The sequence below is a fragment of the Brevibacillus sp. MCWH genome (assembly GCF_013096935.1).
In the GTDB taxonomy this organism is placed as follows: domain Bacteria; phylum Bacillota; class Bacilli; order Brevibacillales; family Brevibacillaceae; genus Brevibacillus; species Brevibacillus aydinogluensis.
In genome coordinates this window covers 20,457-46,159 of sequence record NZ_SDLF01000026.1, presented here as the reverse complement: position 1 = coordinate 46,159, position 25,703 = coordinate 20,457, and the positions used below count along the sequence as shown (strand labels likewise).

At 54.8% G+C, this 25,703-nt stretch carries 26 protein-coding genes; 2 read left to right on the top strand and 24 right to left on the bottom strand.

Annotation, left to right across the window (positions count from 1 at the left end):
• Positions 1-207: 207 nt before the first annotated feature.
• Positions 208-399: a hypothetical protein gene (locus ETC00_RS17715; protein WP_171567451.1), complete on the bottom strand. Its 192-nt coding sequence runs from the start codon at positions 397-399 to the stop codon at positions 208-210.
• Positions 400-641: 242 nt separating this feature from the next.
• Here ETC00_RS17715 and ETC00_RS17710 point away from each other — a divergent pair, with 242 nt between their 5' ends.
• Both ETC00_RS17710 and ETC00_RS17705 read left to right on the top strand, forming a co-directional pair.
• Positions 642-1,841, top strand: coding sequence for an iron-containing alcohol dehydrogenase (locus ETC00_RS17710; protein WP_171567450.1), 1,200 nt, complete (start codon positions 642-644; stop codon positions 1,839-1,841).
• A 223-nt stretch (positions 1,842-2,064) separates the two neighbouring features.
• Positions 2,065-3,180: an aminopeptidase gene (locus ETC00_RS17705; protein WP_171567449.1), complete on the top strand. Its 1,116-nt coding sequence runs from the start codon at positions 2,065-2,067 to the stop codon at positions 3,178-3,180.
• A gap of 489 nt (positions 3,181-3,669) precedes the next feature.
• Here ETC00_RS17705 and ETC00_RS17700 read toward each other — a convergent pair whose 3' ends face one another.
• From ETC00_RS17700 to ETC00_RS17590, 23 genes are all read right to left on the bottom strand, one after another.
• Positions 3,670-4,446 carry a hypothetical protein gene (locus ETC00_RS17700; RefSeq protein WP_171567448.1) on the bottom strand — a complete coding sequence of 259 codons (777 nt, stop codon included), beginning with the start codon at positions 4,444-4,446 and terminating at the stop codon, positions 3,670-3,672.
• A 47-nt stretch (positions 4,447-4,493) separates the two neighbouring features.
• A complete protein-coding gene (locus ETC00_RS17695; protein ID WP_171567447.1) occupies positions 4,494-5,804 on the bottom strand; it encodes a VWA domain-containing protein in 1,311 nt (436 codons plus the stop codon).
• A gap of 48 nt (positions 5,805-5,852) precedes the next feature.
• On the bottom strand, positions 5,853-6,518 hold the full coding sequence (locus ETC00_RS17690; RefSeq protein ID WP_171567446.1) for a Tad domain-containing protein: 666 nt from the start codon (positions 6,516-6,518) through the stop codon (positions 5,853-5,855).
• Complete coding sequence (locus ETC00_RS17685; RefSeq protein WP_171567445.1) at positions 6,519-6,932, bottom strand: TadE family protein; 414 nt, start codon at positions 6,930-6,932, stop codon at positions 6,519-6,521. It abuts the gene before it with no gap.
• 63 nt (positions 6,933-6,995) lie between these two features.
• Entirely contained in the window at positions 6,996-7,277 is a 282-nt protein-coding gene (locus ETC00_RS17680; protein ID WP_171567444.1) for a hypothetical protein, read from the bottom strand.
• Positions 7,278-7,519: 242 nt separating this feature from the next.
• A complete protein-coding gene (locus tag ETC00_RS17675) occupies positions 7,520-7,720 on the bottom strand; it encodes a hypothetical protein (protein WP_171567443.1) in 201 nt (66 codons plus the stop codon).
• A gap of 36 nt (positions 7,721-7,756) precedes the next feature.
• Positions 7,757-7,936, bottom strand: coding sequence for a hypothetical protein (locus ETC00_RS17670; RefSeq protein ID WP_171567412.1), 180 nt, complete (start codon positions 7,934-7,936; stop codon positions 7,757-7,759).
• Between the two features lie 29 nt (positions 7,937-7,965).
• Entirely contained in the window at positions 7,966-8,673 is a 708-nt protein-coding gene (locus ETC00_RS17665) for a YciC family protein (RefSeq protein WP_171567442.1), read from the bottom strand.
• A gap of 141 nt (positions 8,674-8,814) precedes the next feature.
• Positions 8,815-9,969, bottom strand: coding sequence for a hypothetical protein (locus ETC00_RS17660; protein ID WP_171567441.1), 1,155 nt, complete (start codon positions 9,967-9,969; stop codon positions 8,815-8,817).
• A 20-nt stretch (positions 9,970-9,989) separates the two neighbouring features.
• Positions 9,990-11,258 carry a vWA domain-containing protein gene (locus ETC00_RS17655; RefSeq protein WP_304414760.1) on the bottom strand — a complete coding sequence of 423 codons (1,269 nt, stop codon included), beginning with the start codon at positions 11,256-11,258 and terminating at the stop codon, positions 9,990-9,992.
• Positions 11,259-11,566: 308 nt separating this feature from the next.
• Positions 11,567-12,829, bottom strand: coding sequence for a VWA domain-containing protein (locus ETC00_RS17650; RefSeq protein ID WP_311837655.1), 1,263 nt, complete (start codon positions 12,827-12,829; stop codon positions 11,567-11,569).
• 363 nt (positions 12,830-13,192) lie between these two features.
• Positions 13,193-14,614, bottom strand: a complete 1,422-nt coding sequence (locus ETC00_RS17645) for a vWA domain-containing protein (protein WP_171567438.1) — start codon at positions 14,612-14,614, stop codon at positions 13,193-13,195.
• Positions 14,615-14,824: 210 nt separating this feature from the next.
• Entirely contained in the window at positions 14,825-16,240 is a 1,416-nt protein-coding gene (locus ETC00_RS17640) for a vWA domain-containing protein (RefSeq protein WP_171567437.1), read from the bottom strand.
• Positions 16,241-16,346: 106 nt separating this feature from the next.
• Positions 16,347-16,559 (bottom strand): hypothetical protein, encoded by a 213-nt coding sequence (locus ETC00_RS17635; RefSeq protein WP_171567436.1) that lies wholly within the window; start codon positions 16,557-16,559, stop codon positions 16,347-16,349.
• Positions 16,560-16,681: 122 nt separating this feature from the next.
• Complete coding sequence (locus tag ETC00_RS17630; RefSeq protein WP_171567435.1) at positions 16,682-17,611, bottom strand: type II secretion system F family protein; 930 nt, start codon at positions 17,609-17,611, stop codon at positions 16,682-16,684.
• 4 nt (positions 17,612-17,615) lie between these two features.
• A complete protein-coding gene (locus tag ETC00_RS17625) occupies positions 17,616-18,542 on the bottom strand; it encodes a type II secretion system F family protein (RefSeq protein WP_171567434.1) in 927 nt (308 codons plus the stop codon).
• Complete coding sequence (locus tag ETC00_RS17620; RefSeq protein WP_171567433.1) at positions 18,520-19,905, bottom strand: TadA family conjugal transfer-associated ATPase; 1,386 nt, start codon at positions 19,903-19,905, stop codon at positions 18,520-18,522. Before ETC00_RS17620 ends, ETC00_RS17625 begins: the two co-directional genes overlap by 23 nt.
• A gap of 12 nt (positions 19,906-19,917) precedes the next feature.
• Positions 19,918-21,075, bottom strand: coding sequence for a CpaE/TadZ family protein (locus tag ETC00_RS17615; protein WP_171567432.1), 1,158 nt, complete (start codon positions 21,073-21,075; stop codon positions 19,918-19,920).
• Positions 21,076-21,078: 3 nt separating this feature from the next.
• A complete protein-coding gene (locus ETC00_RS17610) occupies positions 21,079-21,891 on the bottom strand; it encodes a flagella basal body P-ring formation protein FlgA (protein WP_171567431.1) in 813 nt (270 codons plus the stop codon).
• Between the two features lie 104 nt (positions 21,892-21,995).
• A complete protein-coding gene (locus ETC00_RS17605) occupies positions 21,996-22,448 on the bottom strand; it encodes a prepilin peptidase (RefSeq protein ID WP_253264331.1) in 453 nt (150 codons plus the stop codon).
• A 502-nt stretch (positions 22,449-22,950) separates the two neighbouring features.
• Entirely contained in the window at positions 22,951-24,561 is a 1,611-nt protein-coding gene (locus ETC00_RS17600; protein WP_216369566.1) for a gamma-glutamyltransferase family protein, read from the bottom strand.
• 27 nt (positions 24,562-24,588) lie between these two features.
• Positions 24,589-25,119, bottom strand: coding sequence for a chromate transporter (locus ETC00_RS17595; RefSeq protein WP_171567429.1), 531 nt, complete (start codon positions 25,117-25,119; stop codon positions 24,589-24,591).
• A complete protein-coding gene (locus ETC00_RS17590) occupies positions 25,116-25,697 on the bottom strand; it encodes a chromate transporter (RefSeq protein WP_029100856.1) in 582 nt (193 codons plus the stop codon). Before ETC00_RS17590 ends, ETC00_RS17595 begins: the two co-directional genes overlap by 4 nt.
• Positions 25,698-25,703 lie beyond the last annotated feature (6 nt).

The following is a 25,703-nucleotide window of genomic DNA, read 5'->3' as shown; positions in this document are numbered from 1 at the left end:
TCGTTTTGGAGCGGACTTCATCCGCTTCTTTGCTGGGCGTCAAGCGAGCGAGCGGGGCCGATCTCCCATGCGCCGCGGACTTTGTCTACACGCTGAGTCCGGATTCCCGGACTCAGACTAAAGACAACCTGCATTTTTCATTAATATTTTCCAGGAACCGATCTTCCCATCGGTTCCCGGCAGGGCACCATCACCATGACACCGCGTTCACTCCATTTTCAACCGCTCTTCACGCATTTCGGCAACAGATTTCGCGTCGCGATGTTCAAGCGCTTCGCCATACTGCAGCGGCGGTCTGATCTCCACCATCGGAGCGGCGCTTTCGTTCTCCAGCAGGCTCATCTCGGCCGGATCGCCGACATTTCGCATGGCGGGCGGAAACCGGTTTTCCGCAGTCATCTGCAGTTCCCTCCAGTCTTCATGGAATGCTGTTACGATGTAGGATGACCAGCTTGACGAAAAAAATCCAAAATCCCTGATTTTTACATCTGGTGCACAGCCGCCCCCCAGGTCTGAAGTGGTACAGAGCGACTTGTCTCAGCTTGAGGGCAGCCGGGTGACTTACGCTTAAACTGCGGCGGCTTTCCTTTTTTATGCTACACTGGTAGAGGATAAATTTATCGGGGAAAGGATGAGTCCACATGTTTCCGTTTGAGGTATTATTCCCGACCCGGATTTTCTTTGGCACCGGCGAAATCGCCCGGTTGGGGCGGGAAGCGAAAGCGCTCGGCCGCAAAGCGCTGCTCGTCACCGGCGGCCGTTCGGCCAAACGGACCGGTCTGCTGGACCGTGTGCAGTCGCTTCTGGCGGAAGAACAGGTGGAGTACGTGCTGTTTGACAAGATAGAACCCAACCCGCGCACCACTACCGTCGACGAAGGAGCGGCTCTCGCCCGCGAACACGGCTGCGACTTTGTCATCGCGCTCGGCGGCGGATCGGTGATGGACGCCTCCAAAGCGATTGCGGCGGTGGCCCTCTCCGGCCGACCGATCTACGATTACCTGCGCGGCAATCCCTCTGGTACGGCCAAAGAGCTGGTGCCCGTGCAGGAAGCCCTCCCGCTGCTGACCGTGCCCACCGTGGCAGCGACCGGGTCGGAAGCGAACAACATCAGCGTGCTGACCCACTGGGAAACCCACGAAAAATCGTCGATCAACGGCCCGGGTCTGTATCCGAAGGTGGCGATCCTCGATCCGGCGCTTACCTACACGGTGCCGCCGCACGTCACCGCGGAAGCGTGCGCCGACATCTTCGCCCACCTGTTTGAATCGTATCTGATCAGCGCGGAAGGCACGCATGTGCAGGACGGCTTTACTGAGACGCTGATCCGGCTGGTTGCAAAACACTCGCTCACGGCCATCCGCCAGCCCGATCACGAAGAAGCGCGCGCCACGCTGCTGTGGGCAAGTACGCTGGCGATCAGCCCGTTTACCCTGTCGGGGCGCGGAGCCGGCTATCCGCTTCACGGCGTAGAGCACCCGCTGAGCGGCTATTACGACATGGCCCACGGGCGGGGATTGGCCATCTTGTCCCTGCCGTACTTTGAACAGATCATTCTGCCCGACCGCCCGGAGCGGCTGGCGCGCATGGGGCGTCAGTGCTTCGGGGTCACGGAAACAGACGACCATGCCGCCGCACGGGCGACGATCCAAGCCGTCCGCAGCTGGTACGAAGCGATGGGCATCACGCAGCGCCTCTCCGACTTTGGCGTCACCCGCGACGCCCTGCCGGAATTGGCACGGGATGCAGTGCAGATCGGCGGTCGAGGTGCCGGCCATCTGGCAAGCTCCCGTCCGCTGCATGAGCAGGATGTCATCGCCATCTACGAAGCCTGCCTGTGACACTTGGGCTGCGTCACCTTTGCGAAGCGGTCCGCCTCCCCTCCCGGACGACTGCCTGGCCGAATGCCGGTCTGGCCGGACATTCGGGCGGTTGACCGTGTGCGTTCATCCAATCAGCCAGCCCCGCCATGCATGTGGCGGGGCTTGGCTTGCATACAGACGGAAGAAAATCTATACTTGCAGATATAGTAAAAAAATTTTTACTACTGGAGGGTTCCACACGATGGCAGATCCACGGATTAACGAACTGGCCAGCCGTCTCATCCGCTATTCGCTTAATTTGCAAAAAGGAGAAAAAGTGCTGATCGAAAATATCGGCGTGCAGGTGCCGCTGGTGCGCGCCCTCGTCCGCGAGGCGTTTGCCGTAGGCGCCCTCCCGCTGGTGACACTGAAGGATCAGGAAGTGCTCCGGGCGCTGATCCAGGGGAGCAACGAGGAACACATGGAACTGATCGCCAAACACGAGCTGACGCGCATGCAGGACGTCGACGCATACATTGCGGTGCGCGCGTTTGAAAACATCAACGAGTTTTCCGACATTCCCGAAGAAAAGATGGGCCTCTACTCCCGCATTTACTACAAACAGGTGCACTTCGGCGAGCGCATCCCGAAAAAACGCTGGGTCGTGCTGCGCTATCCCAACAAGTCGATGGCGCAGTTGTCCAACATGAGCCTGGAGGGTTTTGAAGATTTCTACTTCTCCGTCTGCAACCTCGACTACGCAAAAATGTCCAAGGCGATGGACCCGCTCAAGGAACTGATGGAAAAGACCGACCGCGTCCGCATCATCGGCCCGAAAACAGACCTGCGCTTCTCCATCAAGGGAATCCCGGCTATCAAGTGCGACGGCAAGCGGAACATCCCGGACGGTGAAGTGTACACCGCGCCGGTTCGCGACTCCGTGGAAGGCACGATTTACTTCAACACACCGACCAACTACCACAGCACCTCGTTTACCGACGTGCAGCTTACGTTTAAGGAAGGCAAAATCGTCGAGGCGACCAGCTCCAACACCAAAGCCCTGAATGAAATCCTCGATACGGACGAAGGCGCCCGCTACATCGGCGAATTTGCCATCGGCTTCAATCCGCACATCCTGCACCCGATGCAGGACATCCTGTTCGACGAAAAAATCGCCGGCAGCTTCCACTTCACGCCGGGCAGCGCCTACGACGTGGCCGACAACGGCAACCGCTCCTCCATCCACTGGGACATGGTGCAGATCCAGCGTCCGGAGTACGGCGGCGGCGAAATCTGGTTTGACGATGTCCTGATCCGTAAAGACGGCCGGTTTGTCCTGCCGGAGCTGGAAGGACTCAACCCGGAGAATCTGGTGTAAGCATGATGAAGACCGCAGGTGTTTGCACCTGCGGTCTCAGCGTTAGACAAAGTCCGCTGCGCCTGGGAGATCGGGCCCGCTCGCTCGCTTGACGCCCCGCACAGAAGCGGATGAAGTCCGCTCCAAAACGAGACGCGGGCAGGGGACAAACATCTGGGAATTTCGAGGAAGTGAGACTTGTGTCCCCTGTTGATTCCCGCGTCTAGCGTTTTTCCGCTGAGCCGGTCGTCAAAGGAGCTCGCTTGGCCCATCCCACCATGCGATGCCCATTGTCTTTTGCTTCGGTTGATGAATGGGCAGGCCTTCCGGCCTGGAGATCAATTTTTGTGGACGCTAACTCAATGAATCGTTTGTCTTCAGTCTGCGACCGCAGGTGTCTGCGCCTGCCATCTGCAAATAAAAAAATTCGCTCAAAAGACTCGATTGCAAAGCAACTCACCGAATAATAGAGTGCCAGGGTGATCTTTCTTTCTTACACAGCTCATTTCGTCATCGTACAGGTCTGGCGTCATACCAGTATCGAAAATAAGCGATTGGCTCTTCTGATCTATACGACCATTGATCCCATACGCTGCTCTTTTCATCGGTCCATTTGGTTATCACCGGGCGGTATTCACCGGGCTGGACAACGATGGGAAGCGATGCAATCGTGTCCAATGATTCCTTCCGGTCATCAAACAATTCAATCTTCAGCCGTACTTTCATCGGCTCGTCTGTATAGTTTTTCACCATAAACAGATGGCGGTAATCTTCGCTGGAACAGTTCCGCCAACACGGTAGCGGAGAGGAAAACACCAGTTCTACACGTATCTTTCCATCCCTGATGTTCTCGTCCTTCGCAAACACTTTCTCGGCGTGCTTCAATATGTTGACATATTCCCATTTACCGGACAAAGGATACATGAGAAATCCCAACACACCCAAGTGTGCAAGTAAACCCAATATGAACAAGGCACCCTGTTTGGTTTGGTGAAACCGTTCTGGGTGTTTAAAGTAATCATGGATTAAACCGAAGAGTACAGCAACTAATAAAAAGAAGCCTAACAACATAAGCACAAGAGCCATAATCGCCATTTCTGATGGAGAAGAAAAAAAAGGGAGTCCATAGACGGATTGGAAATGCCAATGGGCGGAAACAACGATCCCCAGCATGGCCAGGTACAAATACAAGCCGATGCGTTTCAGTACACGTGACGAGTACTTAATACCAAAAACTACAAACAACAATGGAATTGAAGAGGTTATGCAGACAATAAACTGTTCCATTTTGACCATCTCCGCTATTCTATGTAAGTGTGACGCGACCAACTGCTTTACTCTCCCCGGTATTTTCGCTCAATTTCCTCCTTCATCTCTTCAAACGATTCCTCGGTCAGGTTAAGCAGATAGTCGGTCAGCTCTTCCTTTGAGCGGGTGACCAACGCCTCGCGCTCCTGCCGCATCCGGGTCAGGTACGTTTTTGCCTGGCTGCCAATCTTCCCGGTGGCGGCCAAATACTCGATTGCCGCCCCCACGTTCAGACTTTCCCGCCAGTTCTTTTCATACCAATCACGGTCGTACATATCGATCCACTTGTGCCTGTCGATGCGCACAGCTTCCGCCTCTGTCAGCGCGTCCCGCTTCCACATATCCCACTTCTCCGCGATCTCCCGGGCTCTCTCCAGCTCCGCCTGGAACTGCTCCTGATTGGTCACATTCGCGTACAACCCTTCGGCCGCCTGGGCAATTTGCTTGAGCTGTTTCTGCCCATCGGCATTGACGTCGAACCCGATGACATTCAAAAGTGGCATGACATGCGAGTTGGAAAGTTCCTTGGCCGCGGCAACCGGATCGCCGTCACACGTCTCAATCCCGTCACTGACCAGATAAATCACGTTGGTATTGTTCTCGGCTCCGTACGTGGCCAGATCCGCCTGTGCCAACTGCAAAGAGCGGGCAATCGAGGTCCAGCCGGTCGGTTCAAACTGCTGCAACGCCTCCTCCAGCCTCTGCGCATCGAACGGCTGCAGCGGATAGACCAGCTCGCTGCTGCCGCACGAGAGCTGTTTGTGCTTATCAGCATTGCTGCCTTTATGTCCATAGACGCGCAGGGAAACCCTCGCTCCCTCAGGGAGGCTTTCGGCAAATGCTTGAATTGCTTCCTTGGCCAACTGCATTTTGGTCTTTTCACCGATTTTTCCGGCCATGCTTCCACTCGCGTCCAAAATGATCTCCACGTTGAAATGCTCCTTGAACTGGAGCCGGGTATCTTCTATGTCGGGGTTGCCGAAAGACGCCACACGCCAACGGTCCACAACAGTCTGGGGGCTCGCGTAGTCTTCGGCAAACAGGGCAAGCAGTTTCTCCCCGTACACTTGCACCATCGCTTCATCCACACCGTCTACCAGGAGGGGCAGGCGATCCAGTATCTTCGCGATGTCACTGTGCTGAGGATGGTTGGTCAGATAAAAATGGGTGCCGGCCAGCGGGCCCGGTTGTGCGGCAATCAATTCCTGCGTCGTCTGCGGCAAGCGGGAAGTGTCCGGCGCTGAGCCTGTAACGGCCGTCCCCCATGAACAGCCGCCAAGGGACATAATCAGAATCAAGCCGCCCAGCATACGAGTCCATCTGTTAATGAACGTCATGTAGTGATTCTCCTCCCCGGCTTTTGTAAGTCTGCTGTGTCGTCATGCTTACAAGGTGATGCGTTTTCCGCCCCATCCCATTACTTCGGCAAAAGCGATCCGCCTGCTTTTCGCCGTCTGCTTCACCTTTTCCGTAACCGTGTTTAGAAATGCCAATCCAAAAGTATCGCTCTGGTACCGGACCGATGTCTCCACCTCAATCCGCATGTCGCTGTCAAACATGGTGACGACCGATCCGCTGCGCGTCGCACCGTTGGCTTGCAAAATTTCTCCTGCTGCTTCGCGAATTTTCCGTTGTGCAGACTCCAAACCTTGATAGAGATAACCATACAGCACACCATTTGCCGGTACATGTGAAAGCAGCACGTTATCAATGGCACGGTAGCGGACCTCGCTTTCCGACCAATCAGGATGAATGCTGCGCAGCCGCATCGTTTCCAAATCGACTTTCACCATGATAAAGTCCGGGTCCAGCATGCCAGCTATGGAACTGTCGTATTCACGGATGGCTTCCTCCGCCTCTTCGTAAATGATTTGCACGGCTGCGATGCTCGCCTGCTGCGCGCTGTTGGCTGCCACTTCCTTGTCCACAAAGATCGTGGACATGTTGAAAAGCAGCGTGAACATGACAAGAGACAAAAAGAAAAAAATCGTCAGAACAAAAACAGTCATATTACCCCGTTGGTTGCCAAGCAGCTGTTTCACCTGTTCCATTCAATGAACCACCCGTCCCCGTACCTCGCGGCCAAGCGAAATGACTTTGTCTTTCTCCGCCATGTGCTGTTTGATTACGTCAGGAATGAAAAACAGGTCGAGATTGACACCGATTCTCGCCGTAAAGTAGCTGCCTTCATCGGAAATGTGTGAATCGCCGCTGTCATAGGAAATGCCCCCTCCAGCAGAACGTACAATTCGCTCCGCTGCGCTCATCGCCTCGTTTGTATTTCTCGTGACAGCATATACTTTGGCCGCCTCATTTGCAGCCGACTGGGCGATGATGACGGCGTAGACACCGGTTAAAAACTGCCAGAGAATCAGCAGAATGAGAAAGACAAGCGGCAAAATCCCGAGAAACTCCACGGTGACAGAGCCTTTTACATTGTTCAGACAGCGGATTGATTTCCTCATTTGTAATGTCACCTCCGTTTGCTGGCTGCTGCCTTCGCACACCTTTGTTCTCCCGTCGATTTGTTACTGTGCCTGCACGTTTTTGCTGTACTGCTGGTTGATCGCCTCAATGGCTTCTTTGTGTGTTTTGTCGTTCGATGATTCCGAATCCGGGTTTTCGATGTTCGGGAATTGCCGCAGTACCTTTTTGATTTCCTCACTTTGATGGCCATACGGGACTCCGGCAAAGCGTCCCGGCGGCAGCTTGTAAAACTCCTCCGCTGTCTCCGGGAGTTTGGTCAGGCCTTCCGGGATCATGGATTTTAGCAGCTGTATTTTTTCCTCTCGGCTTTTTGGCGTGTCCACTGTAGATTCCCCTGTCTGATGATCCGCAGCAGAATGGTGCGTGGGGGCACCTGACGTTTTGGGATCAGCTGGTTTCTCCTGATCGGATGAGCAGGCTGACAAGACAAGCAAACACGCCAGGAGGGCAGAGAGCAGCTTATTCGCGTGTGCCTTCATAGCCGAAACCTTCCTTTTTTCGCAAAAATCAATCAGCAGTCCGCTCCCCTCTTCCCTTGATCACACCGTTTCAGTCGTTGGCGAATCTAGTTTGTCGCATGTTTCTTTTTGACGAGATTCAGGTGATTTCGCTTGATAAACGGCAACACAGCCGCAAGAATGAGCAAATCAAGGGGAAATTCTTTCCGGATAATCGCCATCAAAGCAGTGGCGGGAACGATTAAGGCATAAAAGTAGATCACCATGAACTTCCAAAAACGCTGCCAGTTTTGTACCGACTTGGACATGTTACACACCTTCCCTCCGCAATGATTGGAGCATTATCACTGCGCATTTTTTCGGCGAAGCTGCTCCATAGCCGACTGTTCAATAAATGGAAAGGTTATCCAGATTGCAAAGAGCGCGAATGGAATCGGCTCCCCCAATACGATAAAGAGACAAGAAAGCGGCAGCATGACACCATACATGATGACTCCTGCAATGTTCCAAAACCGCTGCGACACGACATTTCGCTCCTTTCACCTAATTGATGCTAGCCTTCCACTGGTTCCAACCCTTTTACCTCGCTTGGTTCGCTGATCCATTGATGGGTATACATGGTGAAAATTACGGTGATCAGCGGGAATACGATCACGTTGAGCAAAAGCTGCGTAAACCAGACCGCCCCAAAACTGGTCGTAATGTAGATGACGGAGGCAAACCCGGCCATGCTGATCAGCCACTGGACGGCACTTGCCAGCAGAATCAGGCCGAGAAGCGGCACAAAATGCCGCTTTGCCAGTTCAAAGGAGGAACGCATGCATTTCCAGGGGGATCTCTTTTTCAGCACGACCAGAAACGGCGTAAGGCAAAACAGGATCAAGAGAACCACCCCCGGCACGACAAACAGCACCATCCCCAGACACACTGCCAGCGCATAGACGATCCCGAACAGAAACACGGAGAAGCCGTTCTCAAAGAAGGTACGGAACGCATGGCGAAGCGGCCGTTCCTCCCCCTCCAGTTGGCTTTTCACGTATTGGACAAACACAATCTGCACAACGGTCAAAAACACAAGCATCAGAAATAAGTTGTAAAAACTGGACACGACCGGGGCTCCGGCCAGCGCAGCCAGAAAACTGACGTAATTGATCGTAACATTATGAACCAGCAAAAACGGCAGCAGAATCACACCCGACAGAAGCAGCAGCGCTTCGATATGTCGCGCGTAAAAGCGTATGCTTTCTTTCAGCGGATTCATTGAACTGCACCTCCTGTGTTCCTGTCCGCTTAAGGGATGCGCAGTATGGCAAATACTTCATCCTGCAGAATCTCCCTGTTTTTCTCTTCAAAAGCTTGTTTCATTTTTTACATCGGTCATTGAGCAGTGCCGCTTCCTCCGTTAAGAGGAAAACCATCCAAGTACCTTGCCAATACCTTTGCGAACCGAGCTGATGCGTTTTGACAGCGCTCCTCCCGAGGCTTTGTTGTACCATTTCACCAATCGGGCTCCTGCCCAGAGTACGAACCCTGTCGCGACACATGCAAATGCTATTGCCTGCCATCCAGGAATAGTGGAGGTGATCACCCCTATGTCCATCAATGTGCTTCCCAGGTTGCCTATCCCGTCCACAAACTTCTCATTCTGCTTTTCCTCACCCAAATCGGGATCGTACGCCTGCCTAAATTGGCCGACCATGTTAAAGAAGTCAAATGGCAAACTGATTGCTGCAACAGCGACGTTTAAGCCAGTTACAACGCCAGGCACTCGTACAGTACCAGCATTAGCGGGTGCATATCTTTGAAAAACAAATTTGTAACTGTCATACGCCCCTTTGGCATCCAGACCATCCAACGTGAGTCCAGGCAGATCGCTATACGGTGTATCCTGGAGGGCGATATCAAGTCCTTTTACGCCAACTCTGAATAAAACTTTGCCATAGCTGGCTCCTGCCTGCCCAGCCGTTACCGTTCCTCTTTCCACTAGTTCTTTGGAATAGTTGAGAGTCCCGCCAATGATCTCCTTGTAGGACAACTCCGCCAACTTGTATGCTAATGTCTCGGTAAAGGGCTGGGGTTTAGCTGACCGCCCGTCCTGCTTCAGACTGTGGGGCGTTAGGTCAGGCACGCTGATGTTAGGCGGGCGGAGATCTGGCACATCCATGGTAGGAGGCTTCAATGTGGGTACTGTGCCGTTTCGCGGCTGCAAGTCAGGTACGTCCCATCGAGGTGCTTCCAATTTCGGCACGTCCAGTTGCGGTACGTCCCATCGAGGTGCTTCCAATTTCGGTACGTCTAATTGCGGAACATCCCAATGCGGTGCTTCCAATTTCGGTACGTCCAGTTGCGGCACGTCCCATTGCGGTGCTTCCAATTTTGGCACGTCCCATTGGGGAGCCTGCAAATCGGGAACTGGCAGTTTGGGAACATCATACGTTCCCCCTCCCAGGTTTGGTACGTACGGCCGCGCCACTGCAACCACTGGGAATACATTCATCAACAGAATCAACAAGGCGAAGATACCAGCGAACCAGGCTCTTCTTCCTCTACTCCTCACAACCTTTGCTCCTCCTTGCATCAGTTCTTTTCTTTTACATTTGCGTTATATTTCTGGTTGATCGCGTCAATGGCTTCTGTGTATGTTTTATCGTTCAAATTTTTAAGGAACGTCTCCAATTCGAGCCCTCGCTGCCGACTCAATTTGTAATGTGCTTTTTCCATCTCTTCCAGTTTGACAATGGTGCTTTTATCCAATATTTCTTTTCCTTCCATGTATAAAAAGGCAGAGGAAAAATTATTGCTTTCCCGATTTGCCTTTGAATTCCAGGCCAATCCAAAACGAAGAATTTCCTTTACTTGAGAAAGATGTTTGGAAAAGGCATCATGAGAGGCGCCATTTTTCCACTTCCACCATTTTCGGGCAATATCTTTGGCCTGCTCAAATTCCTTCTCCAATTCCTTTTGATCCTGGATCAGCACATAACGGCCTTTTGCCGCTTCTGCCACCGCTTTGAGCTGGCGCTGTGCTTCGCCATCCACTCCGAAGCCAACAACGTTTACGATCGGCGTCACGTCAGAGTCAGCCAACTGTTTGGCCACCTGTACCGGATCGCCGCCGCACGTCTCAATCCCGTCGCTGACCAGGTAGATGATGTTGGTGTTCCTCTCCCCTTTGTACGCCTGCAAATCTTGCTGCGCCTGCTCCAGGGCGAGAGCAATCGGCGTCCAGCCCGCCGGCTTGAACTGCGCCAGCGCACTGTCCAGCTTTTGCTTGTCGTACGCCTGCAGGGGATACATCACATCGCTTTTGCTGCAGGAGCGCGCTTTATCTGCTTCCGATCCCGTCCCCTCATGGCCGTAGACCCGTAACCCTACTCGCGCACCGTCAGGCAGGGAGGCGGCAAACGAGCGGATCGCTTCCTTGGCTGCTTCCATCCTCGTCTTGCTCCCCGCCATATGGCCCATGCTGCCGCTTGCGTCCAGCACGATCATCACGTTGTACTGCTCCTTGAACTGATAGCGCGGATCATCCATGTCCGGGCTGCCAAACGAGGACAGCTTGATCTGGTTGATGATTTCCTCCGGTTCCGGGTAATCTTCGGCAAACAGCCCGAGCAGCGCGAGGTAGTACAGCTCGATGATTTCCGAATCGGGGTTTTCAATGTTCGGGAATTGCCGCAGTACCTTTTTGATTTCCTCACTCTGCTTACCGTACGCGACACCCGCAAAACGCCCCGGCGGCAGCTTGTAAAACTCCTCCGCTGTCTCCGGGAGTTTGGTCAGGCCTTCCGGGATCATGGATTTGAGCAGCTGTATTTTTTCTTCCCGGCTTTTTGGCGTGTCCACTGGTGATTCTCCTGTCTGATGATCCGCAGCAGAATGGTGCGTGGGATCATCTGGCGCGTTGGAATCGGCTTGTTTCTCCTGATCGGATGAGCAGGCTGATAAGACCAACAAACATGCCAGGAGAGCAGATAGAAGCTTATTCGCTTGTGCCTTCATAAATAGCGACCTTCCTTATAGCGTTTAGATAATGTCCACAGCGCTTGGGTGATGGGCCAGCTCGCTTGACCCATCACTCCACGCCAGGTACTTTATTTCTACCTTCGGTTGAATGTGCAGGCCTTGCGGTCTGCAACCGCGGGGGAAATCAGCTACTCTTCTTTTACATTTTCGCTATATTTCTGGATGATCGCGTCAATGGCTTCTGTGTATGTTTTGTCGTTCAAACTTTCAAGGAACGTCTCTAATTCGCGTCCTCGCTGCTGGCTCAATTGGTTTTGGGTTTTTTCGAGCTCTTCCAGTTTGGCAATGGTGCTATTATCTAAAATTTTCCCTTCCATGTGTAAAAAGGCAGAGAATAAATTATAGCTTTCCCGACTTCTCCTTTCATCCCAGATAAATCCAAAATGAAGAATCTCCAAACTTTGAGAAAGATGTTTGGAAAAGGCATCATAAGAAGCACCACTTTTCCATTTCCACCACTTATCAGCAATCTTTTCAGCTTGCTCAAATTCCTTCTCCAGTTCCTTTTGATCCTGGATCAGCACATAACGGCCTTTTGCCGCTTCTGCTACCGCTTTGAGCTGGCGCTGTGCTTCTCCATCCACTCCGAAGCCGACAACATTTACGATCGGCGTCACGTCAGAGTCCGCCAACTGTTTGGCCACCTGTACCGGATCGCCGCCGCACGTCTCAATCCCGTCGCTGACCAGGTAGATGATGTTAGTGCTCTTCTCTCCTTTGTACGCCTGCAAATCTTTCTGCGCCTGCTCGAGAGCGAGGGCAATCGGCGTCCAGCCCGCCGGCTTGAACTGTGCCAGCGCACTGTCCAGCTTTTGTTTGTCGTACGCCTGCAGGGGATACATCACATCGCTTTTGCTGCAGGAACGAGCTTTGTCCACTTCCGATCCCGTCCCCTCATGGCCGTAGACGCGCAGTCCCACCCGCGCACCGGCAGGCAGGGAGGCAGCAAACGAGCGGATCGCTTCCTTGGCCGCTTCCATCCTCGTCTTGCTCCCCGCCATATGGCCCATGCTGCCGCTTGCGTCCAGCACGATCATCACGTTGTACTGCTCCTTGAACTGATAGCGCGGATCATCCATGTCCCGGCTGCCAAACGAGGACAGCTTGATCTGGTTGATGATTTCCTCCGGTTCCGGGTAATCTTCGGCAAACAGCCCGAGCAGCGCGAGGTAATACAGTTCGATGATTTCCGAATCCGGGTTTTCGATGTTCGGGAATTGCTGCAGTACCTTTTTGATTTCCTCACTCTGATAGCCATACGGGACACCGGCAAAGCGCCCCGGCGGCTGCTTGTAAAACTCCTCCGCTGTCTCCGGGAGTTTGGTCAGGCCTTCCGGGATCATGGATTTGAGCTGCTGTATTTTTTCCTCCCGGCTTTTTGGCGTTTCCACTGGTGATTCTCCTGCCTGATGATCCGCAGCAGAATGGTGTGTGGTGGCATCTGGCGCGTTGGAATCGGCTGGTTTCTCCTGATCGGATGAGCAGGCTGATAAGACCAACAAACATGCCAGGAGGGCGGAGAGCAGCTTATTCGCATTTGCCTTCATAACAACGACCTTCCTTATAGCGTGTAGATAAAGTCCGCAGTGCATGGGTGATGGGCCCTTTCGCTCGCTTGACGACCAGCACCGAGGTGGATCTGTCCGCTTCAAAACGCGACGCGGGCAGGAAACCCATCACTCCACCCCAGCACTTTATTTCCACCTTTGGTTGAATGTGCAGGCCTTGCGGTCTGCAACCGCTGGGGAAATCAGCTACTCTTCTTTTACATTTGCGTTATATTCCTGGTTGATCGCCTCAATGGCTTCTGTGTATGTTTTATTGTTCAAATTATCAAGAAACATTTTCAATTCGTCTCCTCGCTGTTGGATCAATCGATTTTGTGTTTTTTCGATCTCTTTCAATTTGTCAATGGTGTTTTCATCTAAAACCTCCCTACTCAGGTAAGAAAAGGCGGAGAATAAATTAAAGCTTTCCCGTCTTCTCCTTGCATCCCAAGTAAATCCAAAATGAAGAATCTCCCCTTCTTGAGATAGATATTTAGAAATTGCATCATGAGTGGCACCACTTTTCCACTTCCACCACTTGTTAGCAATCTTTTCGGCCTGTTCAAATTCCTCCTCCAGTTCCTTTTGATCCTGAATCAGCACATAACGGCCTTTTGCCGCTTCCGCTACCGCTTTGAGCTGACGCTGCGCTTCTCCATCCGCTCCGAAGCCGACGACGTTTACGATCGGCGTCACGTCAGAGTCCGCCAACTGTTTGGCCACCTGTACCGGATCGCCGCCGCACGTCTCAATCCCGTCGCTGACCAGGTAGATGATGTTGGTGTTCTTCTCCCCTTTGTACGCCTGCAAATCTTTCTGGGCCTGCTCCAGAGCGAGGGCAATCGGCGTCCAGCCCGCCGGCTTGAACTGTGCCAGCGCACTGTCCAGCTTTTGCTGGTCGTACGCCTGCAGGGGGTACATCACATCGCTTTTGCTGCAGGAGCGCGCTTTGTCTGCTTCCGCCCCCGTCCCTTCATGGCCATAGACCCGTAACCCTACTCGTGCACCGTCAGGCAGGGAGGCGGCAAACGAGCGGATCGCTTCCTTGGCCGCTTCCATCCTCGTCTTGCCCCCCGCCATATGGCCCATGCTGCCGCTTGCGTCCAGCACGATCATCACGTTGTACTGCTCCTTGAACTGATAGCGCGGATCATCCATGTCCGGGCTGCCAAACGAGGACAGCTTGATCTGGTTGATGATTTCCTCCGGCTCCGGGTAGTCTTCGGCAAACAGACCGAGCAGTGCGAGGTAGTACAGTTCGATGATTTCCGAATCTGGGTTTTCGATGTTCGGAAATTGCCGCAGTATCTTTTCAATTTCCTTATCTTGCTTGCCATACGGGAGACCGGCAAAGCGCCCCGGCGGCTGGTTGTAAAACTCCTCCGCTGTCTCCGGGAGCTTGGTTTGGCCTTCCGGGATCATTGATTTGAGCCGCTGTATTTTTTCCTCCCGGCTTTTTGGCATTTCCGTAACTGTTGATTCTCCTGTCTGATGATCCGCAGCAGGTTGGTGCGTGGGATCGTCTGGCGCGTTGGAATCGGCTTGTTTCTCCTGATCGGATGAGCAGGCTGACAAGACAAGCAAACACGCCAGGAGGGCAGAGAGCAGTTTATTCGCATTTGCCTTCATAACAGCGACCTTCCTTATAGCGTGTAGATAAAGTCCGCAGTGCATGGGTGATGGGCCCTTTCGCTCGCTTGCAGACCAGCACCGAGGTGGATCTGTCCGCTTCAAAACGCGACGCGGGCAGGAAACCCATCACTCCACCCCAGCACTTTATTTCCACCTTTGGTTGAATGTGCAGGCCTTGCGGTCTGCAACCGCGGGGGAAATCAGCTACTATTTCTTTACATTTTCGTTATACTGCTGGTTGATCGCCTCAATGGCTTCTGTGTATGTTTTATCGTTCAAATTTTTAAGGAACGTCTCCAATTCGTTTCGTCGCTCCTGAATTAATTTGTCTTGTTTATTTTTGATCTCTTCCAGTTTGGTAATGGTGCTTTTATCCAATATTTCTTTCCCTTCCAAGTATAAAAAGGAAGAGAAAATATTATAGCTTTCTTGCCTTCCCTTTTTTCCCCAGTCAAATCCAAAACGAAGAATCTCCAATCCTTGAGAAAGATGCTTGGAAAAGGCATCATGAGAGGCGCCATCCTTCCACTTCCTCCACTTGCGGGCAATCTCTTCGGCCTGCTCAAATTCCTCCTCCAGTTCCTTTTGATCCTGGATCAGCACATAACGGCCTTTTGCCGCTTCCGCTACCGCTTTGAGCTGGCGCTGTGCTTCTCCATCCACTCCGAAGCCAACAACGTTTACGATCGGCGTCACGTCAGAGTCCGCCAACTGTTTGGCCACCTGTACCGGATCACCGCCGCACGTCTCAATCCCGTCGCTGACCAGGTAGATGATGTTGGTGCTCTTCTCCCCTTTGTACGCCTCCAAATCTTTCTGCGCCTGCTCCAGGGCGAGGGCAATCGGCGTCCAGCCCGCCGGCTTGAACTGTGCCAGCGCACTGTCCAGCTTTTGCTGGTCGTACGCCTGCAAGGGGTACATCACATCACTTTTGCTGCAGGAGCGCGCTTTGTCTGCTTCCGCCCCCGTCCCCTCATGGCCGTAGACGCGCAGTCCCACCCGCGCACCGTCCGGAAGGGAGGCGGCAAACGAGCGGATCGCTTCCTTGGCCGCTTCCATTCTCGTCTTGCCACCCGCCATATGACCCATGCTGCCGCTTGCGTCCAGCACGATCATCACGTTGTACTGCTCCTTGAACTGATAGCGCGGATCATCCATGTCCGGGCTGCCAAACGAGGTCAGTTTGATCTGGTTGATGATCTCCTCCGGTTCCGGGTAATCTTCGGCAAACAGCCCAAGCAGCGCGAGGTAGTACAAATCGAGTATTTCTACATCCGGGTTTTCGATGTTTGGGAATTGCTGCAATACCTTTTCGATTTCCTTATACTGGTGACCATACGGGACACCGGCAAAACGTCCCGGCGGCAGGTTGTAAAACTCCTCTGCTGTCTCCGGGAGCTTGGTCAGGCCTTCCGGGATCATGGATTTGAGCAGCTGTATTTTTTCTTCCCGGCTTTTTGGCATTTCCGTAACTGTTGATTCTCCTGTCTGATGATCCGCAGCAGGTTGGTGCGTGGGATCGTCTGGCGCATCAGCTGGTTTCTCTTGATCGGATGAGCAGGCTGATAAGACCAACAAACATGCCAGGAGGGCGGAGAGCAGTTTATTCGCGTTTGCCTTCATAACAGCGACCTCCCTTTATCTGCAAAAATTAAAAAGTAAAGCCTCATTATGTATAGATAGATGCAGGCATGAAGATGTCTTGCCTGCACCTTCACCGCCTGATCCGTTATTCACCAATTTTTTTAATGATATTGGACAGCGTTTCGGAAATAGCATTCCCTACGCTTGTTTCACCTTTATTAAAATACAACTGAATTGCCGCAAAAATCGCCAGAATCACCCCGGCCAGCGCAATCCACTCAATTGCCTGGGCCCCTTTTTGGTTGTTCAGGGAAACCAGCATTTTGGCATACCATTTTTGAATCGTGTTTGTCAGCATGTTACAAATCCTCCTTCATGGATATAAAAGATTTTGATTCCGCATACTTGCAAACTTCCCGATTATTTACACTGCCAGACTGAGAAAGGGATCACCCCCTTTAAAGGCCATGTGTTATTTGCTTACCATGCGGAAAACATCGTGGCGTTCTCCAGGATGTTTAGCACCATCAAACCGCCGATCAGGGCGATCGCGGTGGGCGCGACGACGAATGTGGTGATCAGGGTTACTTTTGGTGAGGCTTTCGCCGCTTTCTCCTTGATCAGTTCCTTGCGTATGCGCCGCATGTTCTCGGACTGGATTTTGAACGTGACCGCGATCGGAACGCCGAGGCGCATCCCTTGTATCAGCGCTTTGATCAGCATTTGAAACTCCGGGTTGTCATTGCGCCGCAGCAGATTCTCGTACGCTTTTTCCCGCGGCACCCCCAGATCCAGCTCCTGATTGAAACGGGCGAACTCCTCCTGCAGCGGCCCGGGAAAAAACTGGATTACCGAGCGCAGCGATTGGTCCAGACTGACGCCCGCCTGCAGCGTCACGCTTACCGTGTCGAGAAATTCGGGCAGATCGTAGCGAATCTGCTCCTGCCGCTCCCTCGCCTTTCTTTTCAGCAGGATGATCGGCAAAAAGTAGCCGACCATCGGCCAGACGACCAGGCCGTAGGGGGCGAGCGGAAAGCCGAGGACAAAGAACACGGTGCCGACGATGACGCCAATCAGGGCGAGCAGGATTTTTGTCCCCTGGAAGCGTTCCACACTCAAATCCAACGGGCGGCCCGCTTTCAGCAGCCACTCCTCCACCTCGTGCGACTCGCTGAAGAAGTTGATCCTCTGCCCCAGTGCCGCGTAATCGTCGCTGTACTGCAGCAGTTTTTTCAACCACTTTTCGGAAGTCGTTTCCCGCTTGCGGATTTCGTATCCCGGCCTTCCCGTGGTTTCGTGAATGTGGGTGAGCAGCTTTTCCCTCTCGACGGAATAGCGGTAGGATTCTTTCAAAAAAATGGCGAAAAAAAGCAAACATAAGAACAAACAGGTGACCATGAGCGCGTCCATCGTCTCACACCTTTATATTTGTTACTTTTCGGACCAGCAGATAGGACAGGATCGTTCCCAGGATAAACACGGCCAGCAGGATCAGTCCGAAGCCGGAGAACAGCGGATCGATAAACCCCTTGTTGATCGTGTTCATCATCAGCACCAGGGCGATCGGCATGATCGGTACCAGAATGGAGACGTAGCGCTGTTCGGCGGTCATCGTCTTGATCTCCTGGTTGACGATTCGCCGATCCTCCAGCGTTTGTGCCATCTCCTGCAGCACTTCGCTGAGGTTCCCGCCGGCGCGCCGCTGGATGTACAGCGTGGCCGCAAAGATCCGAAAATCCCGGGTCGGAATGCGCTTTTCCATATCGGCGAGCGCCTTGTCAAAATTGACGCCCAACCGCATTTCACGCGCCATGCGCGCAAACTCCTGCCCGGCTGGCTGCGGGATTTCCCTGGCCACCAGTTCGATCCCCTGTGTCAGCGTCAGCCCTGCGCGCAGCGAGTTGGCAAGCAGGCGGCACACCTCTGACAGCTGGTCGTTCAAGCGCTCCTGGTACTTGTTTCGCCGCACGAGAAACAGCAGCTTCTGCAGCAGGTACATGCAGGCAGAGCCGGCGGCGATATTGTAAGGAAACGGCAGCCCGACGACGTTGTTGAAAAAGAAGGCCAGCCCGAACGCGCCAACCAGCAAAATGCCGTAATACTCGGAAGGCGCAAGGGGAATGTTTGCTTTGATCAGCTTGCTTCGTATCTGCTTGGCATGGGGGGTACGGTCGAAGCGATCCCCCCATTCGAGGAGAAAACTTTTGCGCTGGGATTTGACCTCGTACCACTCTTCCACCCGTTTTTTCCATTCCGTCTTTTTCGCCCGATAGCCCAGGTATTCATAGATCCCCCATATTCCGAGCAGAACGGAGAGACTAAACAGAATAGAGATGCTCACGTCGTTTCACCTCTCCTGCCGCAAACAGCGACTCGTCTATCTCGATCCCAAACGTTCTCAGCCTTTCCAGCGAACGGGGCACGACGCCGGTTGCGGTAAAGTACCCCAACACTTCCCCCCTTTTTCCGATGCCGGTGCGCTGAAAGCGAAAGATTTCGTTTACTTCCACGCGTTTTTCTTCGGTTTTTACCACCTCCGAAATGGAGACGATCTTGCGCTTCCCGTCGGAGAGACGCATCACCTGCACGATGATGTCGAGGGCGCTGACAATGTACTCCCGAATGATGGAAGACGGCAAATCCATGCCGGCCATCACGACCATGCCCTCCAGCCGGTTAAACGCATCCTGGGGCGAGTTGGCGTGAACGGTGGTGAGCGATCCTTCGTGCCCCGTGTTCATCGCCTGCAGCATGTCAAACGCTTCGGCGCCCCGCACCTCCCCGACGATGATCCGGTCCGGCCTCATCCGCAGGGAGTTTTTCACGAGCTGGCGAATCGTGATCTCCCCTTTTCCCTCCATGTTGGGCGGGCGGGCCTCCAACCCGACGCAGTTGGGGTGGGCCAGCCTCAGTTCTGCCGAATCCTCAATCGTGATGACGCGCTCATAGTGGGGGATGGCGCAGGCTACGGCATTGAGCAGCGTCGTCTTTCCGCTCCCGGTGCCGCCGGAGATAAGAACGTTCATTTTCGCTTCCACGACCGCCTGCAGAAAGCGGGACATCGCCTCGTTGAACGAGCCAAACCGCATCAGGTCATCCATGGTGTACGGCTCTTTGCGGAATTTCCGGATCGAGACCAGCGTGCCATTCAGGCTGATCGGCGGAATCACTGCGTTCACGCGGCTGCCGTCTTTCAGCCGGGCGTCCACCATCGGCGAGCTTTCGTCGATCCGCCGTCCGAGCGGCGCCACGATCCGGTCGACGATGTGGCGCAGATGCTCCTCGTCGCGAAACTTCAGGTCGGTCAGTTCCAGGCGGCCGTTCCGCTCGACGTACACCTGGCTGTGGCCGTTGATCGAAATTTCCGTGATCTCCGGGTCGTTCAGCAGCGGCTCCAGCGGGCCCAGACCGACGGATTCGTTGATCAGGCGGGTGAGCAGCAGCTCCTTTTCGTTTCGCGGGATGACGACCTTTTCTTCGGACATGTATTGGGATACCAGGCGCTCAATCGCCAGGCGCATCTCGCTCGACGGCAGGCTGGTCAGCCGTTCCAGGTTGGTCTCCCGCAAGAGTCGCGCCTTGTAATGTTCCGCCAGTTCGTCCAGGTACGGATTGCAGGAAGGAGCCGCAAGCGAAGATGCGATGGTCCGGGGCGCCTCATCGCCAGGCGGAGTCTTTTCATCCCTGCGTCGGAATAATGCCATCTAACTCCCCCCTTACGACAATTTCCTGAGCACCCATTTGCGAATGTCCTTCGCCGCAGGAGACAGCTTTTTCTCGTTGGCTTCCTTTTGCAGCGGCTTGCCCTGATTGACGGCCGCCTGAACGCCCTGGTGATCCCTGCTGATTTCAGCGGTGATCGGGGCGGTGATCAACCCCTTCAGGTCGGAAACGGCCAGTTCGTTGTCCCTGCCCACCTGGTTGACGACCACTTCCAGCCTGCCTGCGGTATCGATCCGAAGCCGTCGGAACAACTCTTCCGCGAGCCGGTAGATCTGAACCGAAGGCGTGTCGAGATTCATCACGTAGCAGATCAGGTCCGACTCCGTCAGCGCCGCGTAGGTCAGCTCGTTCATGTGCGCCGGCAGGTCGACAATGACAAAATCGTAGCTGCGGCGGCTGGCGCGGATTAACCGGGTGATAAATTCCTCCGGGATCTGCTCTGCTATTTCCGCATCACGCGGACTGACCAGGACTTCCAGCTTGGAATGGAGTTCCCGCTGTGCCACATTGCGAATGTGGTTCTCGTTCATCTCGTGCATGACCGGCATCAGATCGGCCAGCGTGCGATTGCTGTCCAATGAGAGAAAGGTTTCCACACCGCCGTACTGCAGGTTGAGGTCGATCAGCAGGGCGCTGGCGGTGGATTCCAGTTTTAATGCCTGCGCAAAGCCGGTGGCTAGCAGCGTGCGGCCGCTGCCCCCTTTTCCGCTGTAAAAGGAATACACTTTTCCCCGGCCGCGGACCAACGCCTTGCCGGACGCGTTCGCTCCCTTTTTCCGCTGCTGTATCTGCGCCAGCTCGGAGATTTTCTCAAGCCGGTCCGTCAACAGCGCCAGTTCGTCAGGCATCACGATGTACTCAATCGCACCGGCGCGGACGACATCCCGCAGCAGGACGAAATCCTGCTCTTCCGTGAGAAAGATCACAATGCCCTCGGGCAGCTCGGCCTGTATATACTGGACCAGTTCCACGCCCGCCCCGTCCTCAGGCTGCACGAGCAGGACGATATCGGGGCCAATCCGGTCAATCTCTTTCTTCACTTCCAGCGATGTGGTGTACTGCACATGCTCGTAAGGAGCGAGCCATTCCCGCAACAGGTCTTTCACCGAATCGTAATCGGCTACGACGAGAATGTTGAGTTCCGTTTTCATGCCTTACCCTCCGGTTTTGGTTCCTGCTTGCTGCATCGCGGGCTGTCCCGCGTTTGGCGACGGCGCAGGAGGTGTCTGCGGCGCCTGTGCCCCCGGTTTTACCGTCGGACTTTCGGCCGGTTTGGTTTCGGGCGCAGCGCTGTCGCCAGGCGTCTCCTCCTGGCCGGGTTTCGTTTCTTGAAACGGCTCGGAAATGGCCGCTCCGCCTTTGCCGACATTGGCCTTCAGGATCCGCATGAGCTCTGCGTAGTTCTGCTGATGGATGAACCGGGGCACGTCCTCAAACGGCAGTTCCAACGCCACTCCTTTAAACTTGCCCTCTGACTTGGCCACCATCGCCACCAGCACATCTTTCATGAACACTTCCGTCACCGGCTTACCGTTCACCTGGTGCGAGATGATGACATCCACGCGGTCAAGCGCCTCCAGTTCCTGATCGAAGACGACGTTTCCCCCGGCATACACCGTAATCAGACGGTGATTTTGGTCCCGGACGATGTTGGCGGGCTTGAGAATGTTTTTGGTAATGACGTCGCCCTTGGACAGGGGAACGACCGTCACCTGGTTTTTCAGGCTCAATTTGTCGGTCACGTAGGACTGATCCGCGTATTTCTTCGGGATGGGCCGCGTCGTCACCTGATCCGGCTGAATCAGCGAGCGGGACGGAATGTCGGCGTTCGCCACGTAAATCTCCACCATTTCCCCCAATTCCGCGTTCATATCCTTGATTTTTTTCAGAAACAGAAAGCCCGCCAGAACTGCAAGCAAAAGGGATAATGTGAGAAAAATAATGGCACGTCGTTTGGATTCCAGCATGCAGATGATTCCCTCTCCTTGGATAGTCGAAAGATTTCGGAAGTAATTATAAAATTACAAAATAAGGAAAATGCTTGCCGCAACACGGCGTCTCCTCGGGTGGATCAGACAGCTGCTGCCGCCATGTACAACAGAATCGTCCCCCCGGCGATGAACGGAGCCAGCGGAACCTCTTTCCACTTTTCTGCTGCCGCCCGCCTTTTTCTGATCGCCCACAGGGGTATGGCGACAAATCCCGCGATGATGTAGGAAAGGCCCATAATCAGTAGCCCGGCCTGCCACCCCACAGCGGAACCCACAAGCGCAAACAGCTTGATATCCCCTCCCCCTAGCTGGCCGTTGCTGACAACTGCCATGACTAGCGAAATCCCGCCCAACACGATCACGCCCAGCGCATATGTCATCCATTGACCGGGGTGGGCGATGGCATGAACGACGAGGAAGTACGCGATCCCCGGCAGCGTGAGCCAGTCGTAAATCATGCGTCGGCGAAGGTCCGTGTAGACGGACACGGCCATGATGAGAAAAACGGGAACGGTCACGAACGGGGACAGCAATGCATGCCCTCCTTTCCAAAAATTAATTGTGATGGATGTTTTCACCATTATCTACGGAATTTGCAAGTGTCAGTTTCAAGATTTCATAATTTTTTTGGTTGCAAAGCCCCAGGTTTTTTTCACGCCGCCTCCATGTTCCTCTGGCCATCTGTTAGGGCCGCCATGCCCCGCTCGCGTCCAGGATGCAGTTCGTGAAGAAAACATGCGTTCGACTTTTGTCGTTCCCGATTCCCAATAATTGGGGTGGGTGTTTTCTCCGTCATTGACGGAATTTGTAAGCAAAAGGTTGCAAAGTTTGCCAAAATTTTTGGTCGAAAAGACCCAGAGACGTTTTTTTGCGTCCGGCTGCTGGAAGGTTCGGACAGCCCGGAGGATTTGCCAAACAGCGGCCTGTATCGAAAAAAAAGCCAAAAGAACAATGCTGTTCTTTTGGCTTTGTTATCGCTCCACGCGATCTTCGCCAGTCTTCTGTTATCTGCCGGTTCCCGCCTGTCCCAAACGCTTACCACGCAGCAACGCAGCCGTCCGTGCGCATGTCGGTGCCGCCGATCAGCACGCCGTTTTCGTCCCGCCAGATGATCTGGCCGCGGCCGAAGTTGCTCGAAAACGATCCCCACTTGATCCGGTGACCCTTTTGTTCCAGGGCGAGCGCGATATGTTCCGGGAAGTGGCGCTCCACCTCCACCGTTTTTCCTTCCAGCCACTGCCAGCGCGGGGCGTCCAGCGCGGCCTGCGGGTTGAGGTGAAAGTCGACCGTGTTCATCACCACCTGCACGTGCCCCTGCGGCTGCATGAAGCCGCCCATCACGCCAAACGGTCCAACCGCCTTGCCGTCCTTGGTCAAAAAGCCCGGGATAATCGTGTGGTACGTCTTTTTTCCCGGCTCCAGGCGGTTGTCGTGAGCGGGGTCCAGCGAGAAGTTGTGGCCCCGGTTTTGCAGCGCGATGCCCGTTCCCGGCACGACGATGCCAGAGCCGAAGCCCATGTAGTTGCTCTGGATAAATGAGACCATGTTGCCTTCCCCGTCTGCCGTCGCCAGGTAGACGGTTCCGCTGGAGCGAGGGTCGCCCGGTTCCGGCATGAGCGCTCGCTCACCGATCAGGCGGCGCCGCTCGTCGGCGTACCGGTCGGAGAGAAGTTCCCCGACGGTCACGCTCATCTTGTCCTGCTGCGTAATGTAGCGGAACCCGTCGGCAAACGCCAGCTTCATCGCCTCGATCTGCTTGTGGTACGTGTCAACTGTCTCTTTTTCCCCGAACGCAAAACCCTTCAATATGTTCAGGGCAATCAGCGCCACCAGGCCCTGGCCGTTGGGGGGAATTTCCCAGACGTCGTAGCCGCGGTAGTTGACGCTGATCGGCTTGACCCATTCCGGCCGGTAGGCTGCCAAATCCTCTTTGCGCAGGAACCCGCCGCACTGCCGGGAAAACGCGTCGATCTTTTCCGCCAGTTCGCCGCGATAGAAGCTTTCCGCTCCCGTCTCGGCAATCTGCCGCAGCGTCTCGGCATGGCCGGGTGACCTCCAGATCTCGCCCGCTTTCGGCGGTCGACCGTCCGGTGCAAAGGTGGCGAACCAGGGGGCAAATTCCTCACCGCTCAGCACCTGGGAATATTTGTTGTAGGCGGCCGCCCAGTAGCGGGCCAGCGTCGGGGAAAGCGGGTAGCCGTTTTTCGCGTACTCGATCGCCGGCTTCAGCACGTCCGCGAGCGGCAGGCGGCCAAAGCGGCGGGACAGTTCCGCCCATGCCGCCGGCGCCCCCGGCACTGTGACCGGAATCCAGCCATAGGCAGGCATGGTCTCGTGCCCTGCCGCCTTCACCGCTTCGATGGAAATGGCCTGCGGCGCGGGACCGCTCGCGTTCAGCCCGTGCAGTTCCCCGTTGGTCCAGACGAGCGCAAACGCGTCACTGCCGATGCCGTTCCCCGTCGGTTCCACCACGGTGAGGCAGGCAGCCGTGGCGATCGCGGCATCAATGGCGTTTCCTCCTTTTTTCAGGATGTCCAAGCCGGCCTGCGCCGCAAGCGGCTGCGAGGTGGCCACCATGCCGTTTTTCGCATACGTCGTCATACGCCGGGACGCGTACGGGTACTCCATTGCGTCAAAATGTGTCATACGTGTACCTCCGATCAACTGTAATCGTTAGCCGATGAAGAAAAACCCGTAACCCATGGAGAGGGCGATTACAAGCGCAGGGTTCAGCTTCCACTTTTCCAGCAGGAGAAAGGAGGCGATGGCCAGGATGCCGGTCTGCATCCAGCCGATGCCCTCCACGGCTCCGAGGAAAAACTCGTACGTCATCGTGCCCAGAAGCACGGTGACAATCGGCCGGACGGATTGGGTCATCGCTTTCACCTGCGGCGCGTTGCGAAACACGTTGAGGAAATTGAGCAGCAGGATCATGGCGACAGCCGTCGGCGCTATTGTCGCCAGGAGCGCAACCGCCGCCCCCGGCACGCCGGCCACCTGGTAGCCGACATAACCGGCCAGCTTGGTGGCGATCGGACTGGGCAGGGCGTTGGCGACCGCCAGCACCTCCCCGAACTCTTTCATTGTCATCCAGTGATAGTGGTCGACCACCTCGTTCTGGATCAGCGGGATGCTGGGCGGCCCACCGCCGTAGCCGAGAATGTTGGAGATAAAAAACGCCCAGAACAGCTGCAGGTAAATCATGCCGCCCCCTCCTTGCCGCCCGGCGTTTTCCGCTTCCGCAGCACCCAGGTGGAATAGGCAAACGAACCGGCCAGGGCAATGCCCACCACAATGCCGGGGTGCAGGTCAAGGAAGAGCAGGGCCACCAGCGACAGGACCAGCATGAGGGCGACGCCGCTCTTGTTGCCCGCTCCCTGCCAGCCCTTCTGCAAAAACTCCCAGGTCAGCACGCCGGTCATGACGGCGATCACCGGCTGGATCGCCTGAATCATCCCGTACACGCCGGGCGCGTCCTTCCACTGGTAAATCACCTGCAGCAGCGCGATCATGACCAGCACGATGGGCAGCACCACCGCGCAGTTGGCCACCAGCGCGCCGCTCCAACCTTTGACCCGGTACCCGATAAACGCTGCCAGCTTGGTGGCGATCGGGCCGGGCAGGGCGTTGGCCAGCGCCAGGTTGTCGGTAAAATCCTCTTCACTTACCCATTTGTACTTCTGCACGCACTCGGCGTAAAACAGGGGGACCATCGTCGGTCCGCCGCCGTAGCCGAAAATGCCGATGCGAAAAAACGCGAGAAACAACTGCCAGTAGATCATCTGAAT